Source organism: Haloactinospora alba (assembly GCF_006717075.1).
Classification (GTDB): domain Bacteria; phylum Actinomycetota; class Actinomycetes; order Streptosporangiales; family Streptosporangiaceae; genus Haloactinospora; species Haloactinospora alba.
The window spans coordinates 1188480-1205438 of record NZ_VFQC01000001.1 but is presented as its reverse complement, the minus strand read 5'-3'; the positions used below and the strand labels follow the sequence as shown (position 1 = coordinate 1205438).

The 16959-nt window shown below is 68.6% G+C and carries 11 protein-coding genes and 1 riboswitch; of the genes, 6 read left to right on the top strand and 5 right to left on the bottom strand.

Annotated elements, in window-relative coordinates; translation table 11 throughout:
- Complete coding sequence (locus tag FHX37_RS05505; RefSeq protein WP_141922466.1) at positions 1-963, bottom strand: methionine ABC transporter ATP-binding protein; 963 nt, start codon at positions 961-963, stop codon at positions 1-3.
- A 602-nt stretch (positions 964-1565) separates the two neighbouring features.
- Here FHX37_RS05505 and FHX37_RS05500 point away from each other — a divergent pair.
- From FHX37_RS05500 to FHX37_RS23155, 3 genes are all read left to right on the top strand, one after another.
- Entirely contained in the window at positions 1566-2594 is a 1029-nt protein-coding gene (locus tag FHX37_RS05500; protein WP_394344475.1) for a coiled-coil domain-containing protein, read from the top strand.
- A 472-nt stretch (positions 2595-3066) separates the two neighbouring features.
- Positions 3067-4164: a hypothetical protein gene (locus FHX37_RS05495; RefSeq protein ID WP_246062099.1), complete on the top strand. Its 1098-nt coding sequence runs from the start codon at positions 3067-3069 to the stop codon at positions 4162-4164.
- Positions 4165-4393: 229 nt separating this feature from the next.
- Positions 4394-4900 carry a carbohydrate kinase family protein gene (locus FHX37_RS23155; RefSeq protein WP_211351748.1) on the top strand — a complete coding sequence of 169 codons (507 nt, stop codon included), beginning with the start codon at positions 4394-4396 and terminating at the stop codon, positions 4898-4900.
- A gap of 302 nt (positions 4901-5202) precedes the next feature.
- On the opposite strand, the gene metE is transcribed toward FHX37_RS23155, so the two are convergent.
- Positions 5203-7491, bottom strand: a complete 2289-nt coding sequence (gene metE / locus FHX37_RS05485; RefSeq protein ID WP_141922465.1) for a 5-methyltetrahydropteroyltriglutamate--homocysteine S-methyltransferase — start codon at positions 7489-7491, stop codon at positions 5203-5205.
- A gap of 169 nt (positions 7492-7660) precedes the next feature.
- A riboswitch (cobalamin riboswitch) is annotated at positions 7661-7883 on the bottom strand.
- Between the two features lie 387 nt (positions 7884-8270).
- On the opposite strand from metE, the gene FHX37_RS05480 reads away from it, so the two are divergent.
- Both FHX37_RS05480 and FHX37_RS05475 read left to right on the top strand, forming a co-directional pair.
- Positions 8271-9749, top strand: coding sequence for a polysaccharide deacetylase family protein (locus FHX37_RS05480; protein WP_246062098.1), 1479 nt, complete (start codon positions 8271-8273; stop codon positions 9747-9749).
- A gap of 301 nt (positions 9750-10050) precedes the next feature.
- Entirely contained in the window at positions 10051-10659 is a 609-nt protein-coding gene (locus FHX37_RS05475; protein ID WP_141922464.1) for a DUF6461 domain-containing protein, read from the top strand.
- 319 nt (positions 10660-10978) lie between these two features.
- Here FHX37_RS05475 and FHX37_RS05470 read toward each other — a convergent pair whose 3' ends face one another.
- The 3 genes from FHX37_RS05470 to FHX37_RS05460 form a co-directional block, all read right to left on the bottom strand.
- The gene (locus tag FHX37_RS05470; protein WP_141922463.1) at positions 10979-12097 is read right to left on the bottom strand and encodes a quinone-dependent dihydroorotate dehydrogenase; all 1119 of its coding nucleotides are present in this window, start codon (positions 12095-12097) and stop codon (positions 10979-10981) included.
- 2 nt (positions 12098-12099) lie between these two features.
- Positions 12100-13020, bottom strand: a complete 921-nt coding sequence (locus FHX37_RS05465; RefSeq protein ID WP_141922462.1) for a proteasome assembly chaperone family protein — start codon at positions 13018-13020, stop codon at positions 12100-12102.
- A 146-nt stretch (positions 13021-13166) separates the two neighbouring features.
- On the bottom strand, positions 13167-14900 hold the full coding sequence (locus FHX37_RS05460) for an ABC-ATPase domain-containing protein (protein WP_141922461.1): 1734 nt from the start codon (positions 14898-14900) through the stop codon (positions 13167-13169).
- 390 nt (positions 14901-15290) lie between these two features.
- Between FHX37_RS05460 and FHX37_RS05455 the strand changes: the two genes are divergently transcribed.
- The gene (locus tag FHX37_RS05455) at positions 15291-16895 is read left to right on the top strand and encodes a serine/threonine protein kinase (RefSeq protein WP_170181508.1); all 1605 of its coding nucleotides are present in this window, start codon (positions 15291-15293) and stop codon (positions 16893-16895) included.
- Positions 16896-16959: the final 64 nt, after the last annotated feature.

Below are 16959 nucleotides of genomic sequence, written 5' to 3'. Positions count from 1 at the left end.
TCACGCTTCCTCCACCAGCACTCCGTGCTCGCTGAGATAGCCCAGCGCTTCCTGCCGCTTGTCGCCCTGGATGCGCACGTTGAGCCGACCGACGGAACGTCCCGCTATGTTCTCCACCGCGCCGCCGAGAACGTTGACGTCCACGTCGAACCGGCGGGTCAGCTCGGACATCAGCGGCGCGTCCGAGTCACGGGTGCAGGTGATCGCCACACCGTCGCCCTCCTCGGTGCTGGGAAGGGGGAACAACGAACGCGCCAGCCGGGACCCGGGGGTCTCGAGCAGGTCAAGGACGCGGCCGGATTCGGCGAACCTTCCGGAGTCCATCAGGGCGGCCGAGTCACAGATCTGCTTGATCACCTCCATCTCGTGGGTGATCAGCAGGATGGTGAGATCGAGCTGTTGGTTGAGCTCCCGCAGCAGCTCCAGGATGGAGCGCGTGGTCTCCGGGTCCAGTGCGGAGGTCGCCTCGTCGCTCAGCAGAACCCTGGGGCGGGAGGCGAGAGCGCGGGCGATCCCGACGCGCTGTTTCTGCCCACCGGAGAGCTGGGCGGGATGCATCTTGGCCTTGTCGTCGAGCCCCACCAGTTCCAGTAGTTCCCCGACACGGCGTTTGCGCTGCGCGCGGGTGACACCCGCGACTTCCAGCGGGAAGGCGACGTTTCCGGCCACGGTGCGCGAGGACAGCAGGGCGAAGTGCTGGTGCACCATGCCGATCCCGCGCCGGGCGCCGCGCAGTCGGGCGCCGCTCATCGCGGTGAGTTCGGCACCGTCAACGTGCACGGTTCCTTCGGTCGGTCGTTCCAGGAGATTCACGCATCGCAGCAGGGTGCTCTTCCCTGCTCCGCTCTGTCCCACGACACCGTAGATTTCGCCTTCCTGGACGCGTAGGTCCACCCGGTCGAGTGCGACCACGTCGCGACCGTCCGAGCGGTAGACCTTGCGTAGGCCCGCGGCATCTATCACTGTTTCCTCGTCGGTTGGGTCGGAGATTCGTCCGTTGCCCGGTACCGGGCGCGCACTCACGACCCGCGTCGGCCCACAGCCGGTGGGCGCGTGCGGTCGCGGTCGAAGGACGGGGGCGGCGCTCGTTACAGGCGCCGGCGGGGGAACGCGTTCGTCAGCGGCTCATCCGACAACAGCCGCCGGCCGACCAGTGCCAGGCGCAACACCGCCGGCACGCGCCACAGACCACGGCGCTTCGGGTCGGCTCTCCACGTTCACTCACATCCACACTCCTACGTAACCACGCACAGCACGACACAATTGCTCAAATTTGTACTATTTGGGGGTAATTTCCGCCACATTCCGTTCTGTCGATCCGGCCCCGGTGACCCGTGGAATACACAGGGCCACACGCGGGTGCCGAACTCCCCTCCGGGACGCGAGCTAGAATCGACGGGGCCTCGAACGCAGAGGCCCGAGGACGGACCCGACCCCACATGCCGCCCCTCCTCATCGGGCGGTTCCCGGTCCGGACCCCGCGTCGCGATCGAAGCCGGCCCGCCCCGAACGGGCGGTGTTGCATACCGCAGTGCGACCCCGACAACCCCGAGGAGCGAATCCACGTGGAGCCCTGCCGATCAACCGGAGCGGACGACTTCGCCGATTTCTGGGCACCCGATCCTCCCTGCCCACGCCCCGGTTCCCGCACCCGACACGGCCACCGGGGCGCTGCCGCGGCAGTGACGACCGCGGCTCTGCTCGGTGCGCTCCTTCCCGTGCCGGCCAGCGCTGTTCCCGGAGGGCCCGTCGCACCGCAGGAACCCACGGAGAGCCTGGACTCCCTCAGGGAACGCTCCGATCGGCTGAGCGACGAGTACAACGGCGAGCTCCGGGACATGGAGGACGTCCTCCAGGACGCCGAGGACGCGAAGGAACGTGCCGACCAGACACGGGAGAAGGTCGAGGAAGCCCGCGAGCAGGTGGAGCAACTGGCCGTCGCGAGCTACACCAACGGCGGTATCGACCCCGCCATGGTCCTGTTCGTCGACAACTCGCCCCAGGAGACCATCGACCGCGCCTCACTGATCGGGCACCTGTCCAGTTCCAACCAGGACAAGATCGAACAGTTGCAGCAGGCCGTCTCGCGGAACGAGAAGGCGCAGGAGAACGCGGACGAGAAGGTCCAGCAGGCCGAGGACGACCTGGACGAGCTGGAGGAACAGCGCGAGGAGGTCCAAGGGCTGATCGCCGACTATCCCGAGCAGGAGATGGAACCGCCCGACAACCTCACCCCCCGCACTCGGCAGATGAGGGAGATCATCATCGAGAAGTTCGGGGAGAACGAGGAGCACGGCGGTGTGGGCTGCTACCGGCCCGACGGTGGATACGTCGTGGGGGAGCACCCCAAGGGGCGGGCGTGCGACTTCATGGTGGACGACAACGGCCGGATGCCGTCCCAGGAACAGATCGACCACGGGTACGAGATCGCCGAGTGGGCCCAGGAGAACGCTGAACGGCTGGGGATCATGTACATCATCTACCGGCAGAAGATCTGGGACATCCGACGCGGCGACGAGGGATGGCGCGACATGTCCGACCGGGGCAGCATCACCGAGAACCACTTCGACCACGTGCACATCTCGATGTTCTGACGGCGTCCCCAGCGGGAGGCGGCACTACTGGCGGCCGACGGCACCACCCCGCGCGAGGGTTGCGATCGAACAACGATACGGAGCGTTCCTGGGGGCGGGACGAGACCGTCCGACGCGGATGTACTCGTAGAGTCCCTCCGCAGTACCGAGAACATTCCACGGCTACCGGAACCCCGGGTCCGGCGTTCTGTGCTCGCGAGAGTGACGATTCCTCATCGACAGTGGCCCTGCTACCACCGGACACGTCGTGAGAGATTAGGATTCGGACGCTTGGCCCCAGCGCCACCGCGCTCGTTCCGGTAACGCGACGGACAGCCTGACGGGTGATTGGGGCGTTTGCGGCTGCGCACCTACGGCTCTCGCATCCGGCCATGTCCAGTTGCCCGGGTGCGAAGCCCTTCGGGTGGAACCAGGAACGCGCCGATGCGCGTCTCACTGATGTTTACGAACGTACGCTGGCGCGAGGGGAGTCATGAGCGACAACGGTCCCTACACACAGCCACCGCAGTTCCCGGATGGCGAGGGGAACTCCGGGGGGCAGCCCCCCTACGGGGGGCCCTATGGGCAACCCGGTTACGAACAGGGCGGACCCGCCCCCGGCCAGCAGTATCCCAGTGGCCCCTACCAGCAGCCTCCCTACGGTGATCCTGCCGGCGGCCATCCCGGGTACCAGCAACCGTACGGCGCCGCCCCGCCGGGCTCCGGCGGTCCGGGGTATCCTCCGCCTCCCGAACAGCAGATGCAGCAGGGGGGCCAACCGCCCTACGGCCCCGGTGCTCCCCCGCCCCCGCCCGGGCCACCGGGACAACCCCCGCAGAAGAAGAGCAGCGCAGGGTTGTGGATCGTCATCGGCGGCGGCGCCATCATCCTCGTCCTGGTGGTGGCCGTCGTGGTGATGCTGCTCCGGGGCGGTACGAGCGGCCCGCCGGCAGCCGACGACTCCCAGGGCGAGGAGCAGGAACAGGACGGCGGCGGCAGCGACGACAGCAAGGACAGCGAGAACAAGGACCAGGACGAGGGCGGGGACAGTGACTCGGGCGCCGACGGCGAACCCCCCTACGCGCTGCCCGAGAAACCCTGCGGCGCCCTGACCGAGTCCACCCTCGAGGAGTACAGCCTCAGCGACGGCAGCAAGAACATCTCCGAGAACAGCAGTACGTGCACCTGGCAGACGGACGACACCGACGGGTACGGCAACCTCAGCGCCCGTTACGGCACCCCCTACGGCGGCTCGGACTCCATCGAGGGGGCCAAGGACGACTTCAAGTCCAACGTCGACTACGCCACCGACGAGAACCCCAGTGTCGGAGAACGCAGCGTGGAGAAGGAACAGGACCTCGAGCTGGGGGACGAGGCCAAACTCGTCTTCACCGAGGAGAACCTGGGCAGCGGCAACTCCTCGGTCGCGTACCTGATGATCCGTAAGGGCAATGTCAACATCCAGCTCGAGTACGACGTCATGCCCCCTCTCGAAGCGGGCGAGGACGCCCCGGCACCGCTGGAGTTCTCCGACGTCAAAGGCATCATGGACGACACTGGCAAGGAGGCCCTCTCCCACCTCGGGGGCTGACCCGGCACCAGTGCGGAAACGGGGGCGCGGTGCGTGCTGACCGTTGTCGGCGAGGCGCTGGTCGGCCTGGTCAGCGCCAGGAACGGAACGTACCGGTGGGGCCCCGACGGGGCTCCGGCCAACGTTTCGGTCGCTCTGGCCCGTTGCGGCGTCCCGGTACCGCTGTTGGCGCGCCTCAGCAACGACCGGTTCGGCTGGTCGCTGCACGCCTATCCGGCCGCACGCGGTGTTGACGACCGCGACCTGGTCGCGGCGCCGCAGCCCAGTACTGGCCATCACAGAGCTGGACGGGGACGGTCGAGCGGAGCGTACCTTCCGTGCTCGGGGAACAGCGGACTGGCAGTGGGACGCCGACGAGCTTCCCGCCCCGCTGTCCCCGGACGTCTCCGCACTGCACGCCGGTTCCTTGGCAACGGCGCTCTCCCCAGGAGCGGAAGTACTGGAGGAATGGCTGGCCGGACGACGCGGTGAGGCCCCCGTCGGCACCGACCCCAACATCCGTCCCTCGCTCGCTGGCGGGCGGGAACGTGAGGTGGCCCGGGTCGAACGGCAGCTCGCCCTCGTCGGCCTGATCAAGGTCAGCGCCGGTGACCTGCGGTGGCTCTATCCCGGTCGACCCGTTCTCGAGAGCGCTCGCCGGTGGGCCGGACTCGGCCCGTACCTGGTGTTCCTCATCCGGGGGCGGGAGGAAGCGGTCGCGCTGCGGGGCGGTGGCACACCGTTGACGGTGTCGTGACCCGCCCCCGCCCGCGCGCGTCGATGCGTAGGGGCCGGGGATTCCTTCTCCGCTGGACTTCTGGAGACCCTGGACCGGTTCGGCGCGCTCGGGGGGGGGGAGAACCGGTCCGTGCTGCGAGGGCTCGGGGAGACGGCCCTCGCCACGTGCCTGGACCGCGCCAACGCCCTCTCCGCCCGGGTCTGCGCCCGGGAGGGCGCAGACCCGGGTCCGTGGGACCCAGGGCGGACGCGGTTGCGGACCGGCCCCACGGACACAGCCGCTGCGGGTGGGGCGGGACGGAGACCGTCCCGCCCCGTTACTTAGCTTCCCAGCCCGTCACGGACCCGCCGCACGGCTTCCACCATGTTGCGCAGTGCGGGTTCGATCTCGGGGTAGTCCCGGGTCTTCAGTCCGCAGTCGGGATTGGCCCACAGCCGTTCCGGTGGAACCGCTCGCAGCGCGCTGCGTAGCGCTGTCTCGATCTCCTCCACGCCGGGAGCCCGCGGCGAGTGGATGTCATAGACGCCCGGCCCGATTCCGCGACCGTAGCCCGCGGCGGCGATGTCCTCCACCAGTTCCATGTGGGAACGGGCGGCCTCGACACTGGTGACGTCGGCGTCGAGCTCCTCGATCGCCCCGACGATCTTGCCGAACTCCGAGTAGCACATGTGCGTGTGAATCCAGGTACTGGCCGCCGCCCCTGACGTCGCCAGCCGGAACGCTCCCACCGCCCAGTCGAGGTAGGCGTCGCGGAACTCGGCACGCAACGGCAGGAGCTCGCGCAGGGCGGCCTCGTCCACCTGGACGTGCCGGATTCCGGCCTGTTCCAGGTCAGAGACCTCGTCCCGCAGGGCCAACGCCACCTGGCGCGCGGTTTCACCCAGCGGCTGGTCGTCCCGGACGAAGGACCACGCGAGCATCGTCACCGGGCCGGTGAGCATCCCCTTGACCGGTTTGCGGGTACGCGACTGTGCGTAGGTGATCCAGTCCACGGTCATGGGGCCGCTACGGGAAACGTCCCCGTAGAGGATCGGTGGCCGGACGCACCGCGAGCCGTAGGACTGCACCCAGCCGTGCTGCGTGGTGACGAACCCGTCCATACGCTCGGCGAAGTACTGCACCATGTCGTTGCGCTCGGGTTCGCCGTGCACCAGGACGTCAAGCCCGATGTCCTCCTGTAGGGCGATGACGCGGTCGATCTCGGAGCGCATCCGTAGCTCGTACTCGCTCTGGTCGATGCGCCCGGCACGGTAGTCCGCGCGTGCCTTGCGCACGTCCGTGGTCTGGGGGAAGGAACCGATCGTCGTAGTTGGCAGCGGCGGGAGTGGGGACGTGGTGTTCTCCTCCCGCCGGCGCTGGCCGCCGCGCGTGGCGGTCTCGCCCAGCGCCTCCAACCGTTCCCGCACGTGCCGGTTGGTGAACGAGGACGGTGTCCCCGCGTCGGTGACGGCACGCGCGCGTTCCAGCTCTGCTGCGATCTCCTCGTCACCCGCCGACAGTGCCCGGCCGAGCAGAACCACCTCGTCGAGCTTCTGCCGTGCGAACGCCAGTCGCTCCCGCAGCTCCGCGGGCAGCCCCGTCTCGGCGTCCACGTCGATGGGTACGTGCAGCAGGGAGCAGGAGGTGCTCACGGTGACGTCGCCGACAAGCCCCAGGAGGGAGCCCAGCGTGGACATCGTCCGGGCGATGTCGGTGCGCCACACGTTGCGGCCGTCGACCACGCCGGCAACCAGGGTCTTGTCTCCGATCCCGGACACTTGGGCGAGGTCGTCGACCCCCTCCGGCGCGGTGACCAGGTCCAGACCGATACGTTCCACACGGCTGTGCTTGAGGATCCGCAACGCGTCCGGGCCGATCGATCCGAAATAGGTGGATACGAGGATCTCCGGCCGTTCGGTCACCTCACCGAGTTCGGTGTAGGCACGTTCCAACGCGGCCAGCTCCGCCTGTCCCTCGTCAGTGGCGAGTATCGGCTCGTCGAGCTGGACCTGTTGCACCCCCGAGGCGGCCAGTTGGCGGAACAGTTCGGCGTAGCAGGGAAGCAGGTCCGCCAAGAGCTGGACGGGACGCCACCCCTCGGGAGCCTCCGATGCCGGTTTCGCCAACAGCAATAGCGTGAGCGGACCGAGTACGACGGGCCGGGTCTCGATACCCAGTTCCCGCGCCTGGGTGTACTCCGCCATCGGTTTGGTGCTGTCCAGGCGCGGCCGTGTCCGCGGAGAGAGCTCCGGGACCAGGTAGTGGTAGTTGGTGTCGAACCACTTCGTCATCTCCAGGGGCGCAACGTCCTCCGCTCCCCTGGCCATGGTGAAGTACCGCCGCAGCTCGGCGTCGAGCCCGTCGGCGCCGTCGGCCACCGTGGCGAAGCGCTCGGGGACCAACCCGAAGAGCAGGGCGGTGTCGAGAACGTGGTCGTAGTAGGAGAACGTGTTCGACGGGATCTCGCGCACACCAGCGTCACGGAGGGTCTCCCAGACACCACGTCGTAGGTTGGAAGCGACCGTGTCGAGCTCCGCCGCAGGTATCTCTCCGGCCCAGTAGGACTCACTGGCCCGCTTGAGTTCGCGGTTCGGCCCGATTCTGGGGTATCCGTGCACAGTGGTCGTCATCGTGTATCACCACCGCGGCGCGTATCGTCACGTTCCATGGCTTCTTCTCTCCCTCGTCGAAAACAGCCTCAGGGCCCACGAACTCGGGGAGAACCAGCGAGGAACACACGGCGAACACGCCGCCTGAGCCCGCCGTCCTCCCTCGGGACGTGGACCACCGCGGGCGCGGGAGCGCCCACGGGCGGTGGCAGGTATTCGGACTCACGGGCGTCGCGCGGCGCTTCTGCCGCACCCTCCTACTGGTCACCGCTTCCCAGACACACTGTGTCCAGTGCTTGTGGTGACGTTCGTTCCCGTTCACCGCTGCGGGGCAGTCCCGGACTCCCACCGGGTTCCCTCTTACGACACGCGCGGGCGTAGCCGCGTGTGTACCAACCGCGTTCGCCACTATAGACCACACCGGAGGATTCGGGCGCGGCGGCCCCGCCCTCCCCGGGGGGAGAGGTGTCCCACCCGACCCGCTGGCGGTGCGGAGTTCCCGGGCAGCGCCTCCCCGCGGGACAGTGCGCCCTCCTGCAGGATTTTGCGCATTCGAGAACGAATGTTGCCCGTGGTATTACGGGTCGCGTTCTCCCCTCCGCGTTTCGACGTTTTAGGCTCGTCTGGGAAGCCGTTATGAGCTCTGGCTGCCCCACTGGACCCGGCCCAGGGTGCGAGGGGTTGCACACCGGACATGGCCGCTCCATCGATGTGAAAGACGTCTGCCCGTGAGAAACGAGTTCGCCGATCTCCGCGCGTCGCTTCGCGGCCTCGTCACGCCGCGGCGTTTCACAAGGCCCGTGTCGTCGTCCCTGAAGTACACCGCAGCAGCCGCCAGTGTCCTCCTTCTCCTGAGTATCGGTTCGTGCTCGCCGGACGACAGGGGGACGAGCGGCCCCGGCGAGGAACCGGAGAAACCCAATGGGGAACCCGACCAGCTCACGAGCGTGGACCCGTCGGAGGTAACCGGCCTGGACGAACGGGAGGAGACCTCGGATGAGGGCCCGCAGATCGACGTTTCCTACCCGGAGATCCCCAACGCCGACCCGTTGACCCAACGCCTCGACGACGCCACAAGCCAGAAAGTCTCCGATTTCACCTCGGCCTCCGCCGACGCCGAGAGTCTCACCATCGACTGGGACATCAGCGTCGCGACCGAGGACGTCGTCGCGGTCCGGCTCGTGCAGGAGGAGAAGGATTCCGACGGGGAGCGCACCAGCTACACCACCTACTGGTACGACGCCACGAGCGGGCACACCGCCTACTCCACCGAGCTCGTGGGGAACCAGGAGGACCTCGCCGAGCTCGACAGTCTCGTGAAGGACTCCCTGAACGAGGAACAAGTCGACGCCTCCACGCTCCACCCCATCCTGCACCTCTACGACTCGATGGGGTTCAACCCGGACGGTGACCTTGTCGTGGAGTTCGACCAGGGGCAGATCGCACCAGCCGGTGCGGGGCGTGTGAACGCGACCATCCCCAAGGAGGACGTCACCTCCCTGCTATCGGACCTCGGGGAACGCGCACAGTCCGCGGCCACGAACCCCAGCCCCGGTTCCGCCGTCGAGGACTCCGCCACTCCTCCCAAGGACGACACCGCCGACGGGAGTGTCCCCGGAAGGCTTCCCGAACGCGACGACTCCGTCGACTGTTCCTCCGCCGCCGCGAAGTGCATAGCACTGACGTTCGACGACGGCCCCGGCGCGCGAACCCCGGAGCTGCTCGACGCGCTCGCCGAGTACAACGCGAAGGCCACGTTCTTCCTCACGGGCCAGCCGGCACGCGAGCATCCGGAGACCGTGCGGCGCGAATACGCGGAAGGCCACGAACTCGCCAACCACACGGTGACCCACTCCGACCTCACCACGCTGGACAAGTCCGAGGTCCGCGAGGAACTCACCACCGTCAACGCCCTGGTACGCCGTGAGACCGGCTACACCCTGGACCTCATGCGACCGCCCTACGGCGCCACCAACGACAAGGTAGCGCAGGTGTCCCGTAGCGAGGGACTCGCAGAGATCATCTGGAGTGTCGACACCAACGACTGGAAGAACCGCAATGCCGGGAAGGTCCGCAAAGAGGCGCTGAAGAACGCGAAGCCCGGTTCGATCGTGCTCATGCACGACATCCACGGGACCACGATCGACGCGGTGCCCGACATCCTGGAGCGGTTGGAGGAACAGGGTTACACCATGGTGACGATCTCGCAGCTCCTCGGGGAGACCGAACCCGGCGAGTCCTACTACAACGGCCACCCGGACGAGGACGGGGAGGAGTGACACGCCCATCCGGCCGGAACCGGAACGAAGGGCGGGCGCGAACCACTCGCCACGGGCGTACCATGGACCGCTGGGACTCCCTCGGCGCAGTTTCGGGAACCGGCGTGGATACCCGGAAAGACCGGCCTCGTGTCCGATCGTGTCGCCCTCTCGTCGGGGGTGTGGCGGGCATGGCGCGGGTTCTGCCCGGCATCAAGCGACCGGGTTATTCCCCGTATTTTCGGGAACGCGGTGAGAGGGGCCACACGTCCCCGGCAGGAAGAGCACCCTCCGGCTCGAGGTAGAGGAAAGGGACCACCCCATGGCCGTTGCGTGCGCCCGTGACTACACGTGGTTGCGGGAAACTCAGCCGGACTTGGCAGAAGCCTTCTGCATCTCTTACGTCCGCGGACTGAACAAAACCGAAGCTCTCGGCCGACTCGGTGTGGCTGAGCGAAACCTCCGTTGCCTCCCCATAGCCGAGGCCCTGGAAGCCGGGCTGTGCGCCGAGGATCCCCCACCGCTGACCGCTCACGCGTTCCTGACGAACGGATGGGCGGTGATCGTGGAACCGACAGGCTGCCGTGCCACCCGCCCGGAGTGCTACCGGGCTCTCTCGGCCGAGACCGAGCTGGTCTCGGTGCGGGTCATCATGGGACACCGGTACGAGTTCCGTTGGGTTATCGACAGCGTGCTACAGACGTTCTTTGACGCGCAGTCCCCCACCTGCCGCAGGGGAACCCGTCCCGAGGCGCTCGGCGAGGACATGCGGGCGCTCGGGTTGGACGGAAGTGATGACTCCGCCGATCCGGGAGCGGCCGCGTTGGCCCTGGCCGAACGGGTGACCGGTAGGCGGATCGGCCCTGGCGACCTGAACGGCCCACTGTTGGGTGCCGAGCTCGACACGGCGGTACCGCTGGCGACTGGCTAGTGGCGGCAGGCTCCTCCGCCGGAGAGGGAAACTCTCCGCACCCGCGCGGCTGGGGCCTGCCTAACCGCACGGCCCGTCAAGAGCCGACCGGGGCACCGGGTCCGCGGCCGGGTGGGCCGCGGTTCCAGGTCGGGCGGCCACGCGCGCTTGTCTCCCGCTAGGTCCTGTTTTGGACGCTGTTCGTCGCGAGCGGCGTCTCCAATGCCGCCCGGCACGGCCGGTCAGGGAGGCGGAGCGGACCCTCCGCCGACCGGCGGGAACGCCGCCGGGCGGTGTGCCGGGGCGGCGCGCAGCAGGACAAGCGTCCGAAAAACAGGACCTAACCGCCGTCCGGATCGGCGGCGACGCCGGTACCGACCGCCTCCGCCACGGAACCGTAACCGGCGGAGCGGGCCAGTTCCACCAGCCCCCGGTGTATCCGGCGCGGCCAGAAGGGACCGTAGTAGATCAGGCCCGTGTACCCCTGGAGGAGGGTCGCTCCCGCCCGGATGCGTTCCCACGCGTCCTGTGGTGTCTCTATCCCGCCCGCCGCGATGAGCACCAGCCGTGTTCCCACGCGAGCCCGCAGGCGGCGGAGCACGTGCAGCGAGCGTCGTTTCAGGGGCGCACCGGACAAGCCGCCGGCGCCGGCGGCCTCCACCACGGCGGGAGCGCTGGCCAGCCCCGAACGCGTGGTGGTCGTGTTGGTCGCGATGATGCCGTCCAGCCCCAGCTCCATGGCGAGGTCCGCCACGGCGTCCACCGCCTCGTCCGTGAGGTCGGGAGCGATCTTGACCAACAGTGGTGTCCGCGGATGGGACCCCTCGCCCAGCGCTTCCCGCACCCCAGCGAGGAGGGGACGCAGGCGGTCAACCGCCTGGAGGTCGCGCAACCCCGGTGTGTTGGGGGAACTGACGTTCACTACCAGGTAGTCGGCGGTGGGGGCGAGATGCCGCGCGCTGGCGACGTAGTCCGCGACCGATTCGCTGTCCGGAACCACCTTGGTCTTCCCGATGTTCGCACCGGTGACGGGGGAACACCCGCGTCGGCGGAGGCGGCGAAGGCGCCGTGCCGCCTCGGCGGAACCACGGTTGTTGAATCCCATCCGGTTGACGATGGCCCGATCGGCTGTCAGGCGGAACAACCTCGGCCGCGGGTTTCCTGGTTGCGGCTGGGCGGTGACCGTGCCGACCTCCACGTAACCGAACCCGAGTGCGGTGAGCGCCTCGACCCCGTCGGCGTTCTTGTCGAATCCGGCGGCGATGCCCAGCGGCCCCGGGAACTCCCGGCCGAACGCCGTCACGGCCAGTTCCTGATCCCCTGGCTCGGACACGCGCCGGAGCGCTCGTCCGACTCCCGGGACACGCACCGCCGCGCGCAGCGCGTCGAAGCTCCACCGGTGCGCCGTCTCAGCGTCGATGCGGCGCAGCACTGTGTGGAAGAGCAACCGGTAGAGCACGACTATCCCTCTCCGTTGCCCTCGCGGTCGGCGAGGTAGCGTTCCAGCTCCGCGCCGAGTTCCTCCGCGGACGGAAGTGCGGACTCGTCGCCGGAGAGCAGCGCACCGCTGTCCTCGGTGGCCTCGCGCGCCGACATGTAATCGTCGTACTGCTGTTCCAGGTTGCTCACCACCCGCTGCACTTCCTCGGAGGCGGCAACCTGCTCCTCGATCTCCGTGTCGGTGTTGCGCGCGGCCTCCTCCAACGCCTCGGTGGGGAGCACCAGCCCCGTGGTGTCCGCCACGTACTCCAGGCCGGTGATCGCCGCGCGCGGATACTCCGCTTGGGAGAGGTAGCTGGGAACGTGGACGGCGTAACCGATGAAGTCGTGTCCCGCCTCCCCGAGCCGGTACTCCAGCAGCGAGGCGGCGCTGCCGGGAACACGTACCCGACCGATCCACGACACGTGCCCGGAGATGAGTTCGGAACGTGTCGCGTGCGCGGTGGCTGTGGCCGGACGCGTGTGCGGGACAGCCATCGGTATGCCGTGCACCCCGATAGTGAGGCTCACCGAGAGGCGTTCGATCAGTTCGCGCACCGCGGCGACGAACGCTTCCCACTCCCGGTCCGGTTCCATGCCGTACAGCACCAGGAACGGCGTCTCCTCCGCGTCCCGCAACAGGTACAGCCCGAGTGTGGGAGCGCTGTACTCGGTCCAGGTGTTCTCCACGAACGTCATGGTCGGCCGACGTGAACGGTAGTCCACCAACCGGTCGACGTCGAACGTCGCCACCTCTTCCGCGGTGGAGTGGTCGAACAGTGTGTCGGCCGCCTGGCGGCCCGCGGATCCGGCATCCACGAACCCGTCGAGGACGACCAGCATGACCAAGCCGGCGGCATCGACGTCGGAGTTCAGCTCGTACAGCTCAGCGGGGTCACGCACCAGGAAGCGTCTCCTATCTGTGCCAGGGGAAAGCGGCCATGCGCGGCGCGAGGCGCGGCTACGCCCACCGGCAGGTCCGGCCCCAGGATAGGTGATGGGAGGAACGGCGCCCGTCAACCCGTGCCGTCCTCCCACTCCCGGAGAGGTCACACCAGCCGGCGCACGCGCAGGCTCCGCAGCCGGTTGAGGATAGCCGCGATCTCGAACCGCCGCGGCATCGCGTAGTCACCGGAGAACCCCCGGCCCAGCGCCGTCACGCCGCCCTCGTCCAACCGCTGCTCGAGGACGTCCAGCGCCTGGGCCAGTGTCCGCTCCCCGTCGAGCAGCTTCTCCTCGGCCAGGACACGTAGCGCCAGCCCGGCCCCCACGATCTGCCCCGGGTCCACCAGCTGTGCCAGTCCCCGCACGTCGACGTCGTTCTCCCCGAAGGTCAGCACGTCCATGTCGCGGCGTTTCAGTTTGGTCTTCCCGCGTGATGTGGCACTGACCGAACGGGGGTCGACGACGCGGTGGGCCGGGGCGGTGAACTCGGCGTCCTCACGGTGGGAGGCGAGTTCCCTGGCACGGTCCACGACGTCGTAAGGCCGGTACTCGTCAAGCATGATGACGTTGTCGGCAACGTCGAAGTAGTCGCCGCTCGCCCCCATGACGAGGATCGTCGAGACCCCGTGCTCCCGGTGCAGCGGACGCACCAGGTCCACGAACGGTGTGAGCGGTTCCCGGTCACCGTGCACCAGGGCCTGCATGCGCTCGTCCCGGACCATCAGATTGGTGGCCGTCGTGTCCTCGTCGACGAGCAGGGTGTGTGATCCGGCCTCCAGCGCTTCGGCGATGTTGGCGGCCTGGGAGGTGGAGCCGGAGGCGTTCTCCGTGGAGAAGTCGGCGGTGTCCGAGCCTGTGGGCAGGTTGCGCACGAACGCGCTGACGTCGTTGCGCTCCACTCCGCGTCCTTCCTCCGCACGGATCTTGAACGCGTCGGACCGGGTCACCACCAGTTCCCGCCCGTCGCCGGGAACGTGGTCGTACACGCCGCGTTCCAGCGCGTGCAGCAGCGTGGACTTGCCGTGGAAGCCGCCTCCGACGACGAGTGTGATGCCCTCGGGGATACCGAGGCCGGACACGGTGCCGCGGTGCGGCAGTTTCACGCTGACCCGCAGGCTTTCCGGCGACTCGAACGGTACCGCCGCGCCCTCCATCGGGAGATCGCTGACGCCGCTGCGGCGCGGTAGCACAGCGCCGTCAGCGGCGAACGCCACGAGGCCCAGCGCCGGGAGCTGGTCGCGCAGCGCGGCCGTGTCCTCGACGGTGTCGGCGAAGGCGGTCGCCTCCGCGGCGTCCAACGCGTCCCACCTGAGGGCGTCCACCATGTCGGGGAGCCGTTCGCACAGCTCACGCTCGGCCGAGCGGGCGTCGATCTTACGCCCGTGGCCGGGAAGCTCGATGCCGAGGCGCAGCAGCACGTCCCCGTCGTGGATCCGTCCGGACGCCCGCTCGATGACCTCCTGGCCGCCGGCGTCGATGCGCAGGCTGGCGCCTTTGAGGTTCCGGTAGGCCTGCCGGACCAGGTAGTCAGCCGTGGCGCGGCGACGTACGGGAGAGTGCCAGGCGTGGTCGGGCATGTCGGCGACGTCGGCCGGGATCCGCACCGAGATTCGGGACGGCGGGGCGAACGGGTCGGACTGGACCCGGTCGATCGTCAGCGTGAAGTCCTCGAACTCCCAGTCTCCCGTCAGGGATTTGTAGCGGCCGTAGGAGGCGCCCGCCATCTTGCGGATCTCCTCCGAGAGCCGGGCGGCGTCACGCCTGCCACGGATCTCGGGCCCTGCCTTCTGATCCGGGCGCCCCCCGTTGCGGCGTTGCCCGCCGTACCGTCCGGACATGGACACGTTCCTCCTCTGACAGCTTGGTTACTGGTCCCCTGCTGCCGGATGCTATGCGTTCAACATCCCTGTGCTCGTCGCGCAGGACCGTGGGAGCGTCACCGTGTTCCGCCCACCCCGCGTTGTTCCGTTGCTCCCGTGTGTTCCGCGTCTCCGTGGGCGGTCCCACAACCGATCGGGGCGGGGCCCGCGCACCCGCCCTGTTCGGCATCGATCCGATAACTATGCACGGTTCCGGAAACCGTTTGCGGCAGGTCAGCGTCCCAGGTCAGACCAGCTGGGATCTGTCGGGCGGAGCAGAGAACTACATTCGTTCCGCGCCCTGGGAGTGTTCCTCGCGCCCGGGCTGCTGGGGTGGCATACGGCAGGCGGATGAGATGGGAGTTACTGATGCCGGAAGGCCGGCCACTGCTGCCAGGGGATCCACACAGCATCGGCGGTTACCGGATAACCGGCCGGCTGGGCAAAGGGGGCCAGGGTGTCGTCTATCTCGGCGCCGCACCCAACGGCCAGGCTGTCGCAGTAAAGGTCCTCGACCCGGACTGGGCGGCCGATCCCGGACTACGGCAGCGTTTCCAGCGCGAGGCCGCCGCCGCGCGGCGCGTCGCCTCCTTCTGCACCGCCCAGGTGCTCGACGCCGACTTCGTGTCCGAGCAGCCCTACATCGTCAGCGAGTACGTCGACGGCCCGTCGCTGAAGGAGCAGGTCGAACAACACGGGCCGCGTTCCGGAGCGGAGCTGCACCGTCTCGCCGTGGCCACGATGACCGCCCTGGTAGCCGTGCACGAGGCCGGGATCGTACACCGCGACGTGAAGCCGGCGAACGTACTCATGGCAGCCGAGGGCCCACGAGTGATCGACTTCGGCGTGGCCAAAGCCACCGATGTCACCACGGCCCAGACCCAGTCCGTGGTGGGCACCCCTGGCTACATGGCCCCGGAGCAGATCGCGGGGGGTGAGGTCGGGCCGGCCACCGACATCTACGCGTGGGGAGCGGTGATGGTGTTCGCCGCCACGGGACGCGCCCCGTTCACCGGTGACTCGGTACCTGCTGTCATACACCAGGTCATGACCACCACCCCCGACCTGGCCCAACTCGAGGAACCGTGGGCCAGTCTGGTCGAGACGTGCCTGGCCAAGGAAGCCAGCCAGCGCCCCTCCTCCGCCGACCTGCTGATGCGGCTTCTCGGTCGCGACGACGGCGGAGGCCGTGTTCCCCCTCCGGCCGACGGAGCGTCATCCGACGTTCCCGCCGACAGCGGCCCCACCACCGTTCGCTCGCGGCGTTCCGGGAAGAGGTCCGGCAGGCGGGCGGCGGTGCTCGGCTCCGCGCTGGCGCTCCTGGCCGCCGTGGGTACGAGCGGATACGTGGCGCTGGCCGACACGGGAGTACCGTTCTTCGGTTCCTCCGAGGACACGTCCCAGGCTGGCTCCCCCGCGTCCTCCCCCTCCGGTTCCGCTGGCCGGGAAAGCCCCGATGACGGGGGAACCGCCTCTCCCACCCAACCGGAGGAGCAGAAAACGGGCGAGGACGACCCCAGCGACGGGGCGGAGGCCGGCACCCAGGCGGAGGCCGAGACGGAGGCCAAGGAGGAGCGCCAGGAGCAAAAGGAGCAGGAGGACGGCGAGGACGAGCCACCAGCGCCCGAGGAAGCCGAGGAGAAGAACGACGACGTCACCTTCTCCTCGGAGTTCGCCGGGACGTGGGTGAGCCAGGGCACGTTTCCCGACGGACAGCGGCACGGCTACAAGGTGAGTATCGCCGAGGGTGAGAGGAAGGCCTCCGTTCTCACCGACAACGGGCCGTGCACCTGGAACTTCACACTGTTCCGCACGAACAACAAGAGTGGTTACGACGGTTCCGTCGACACCACGAGCTCCTGCACCCCGCATAAGGGAGGGGGCTTCTGGATCGACGGTGGACGGCTGGTTGTCATGCTCTGGGGTGAGGAGGGGAACTTCCAGGAGCACTTCTTCTGGTTCGACCGGCAGTAGGGAAGAGCCCCGGGCAGAGACAGCCCGACCCGAGGTGAACGGACTACCGGCGCGGGCCGTCCGC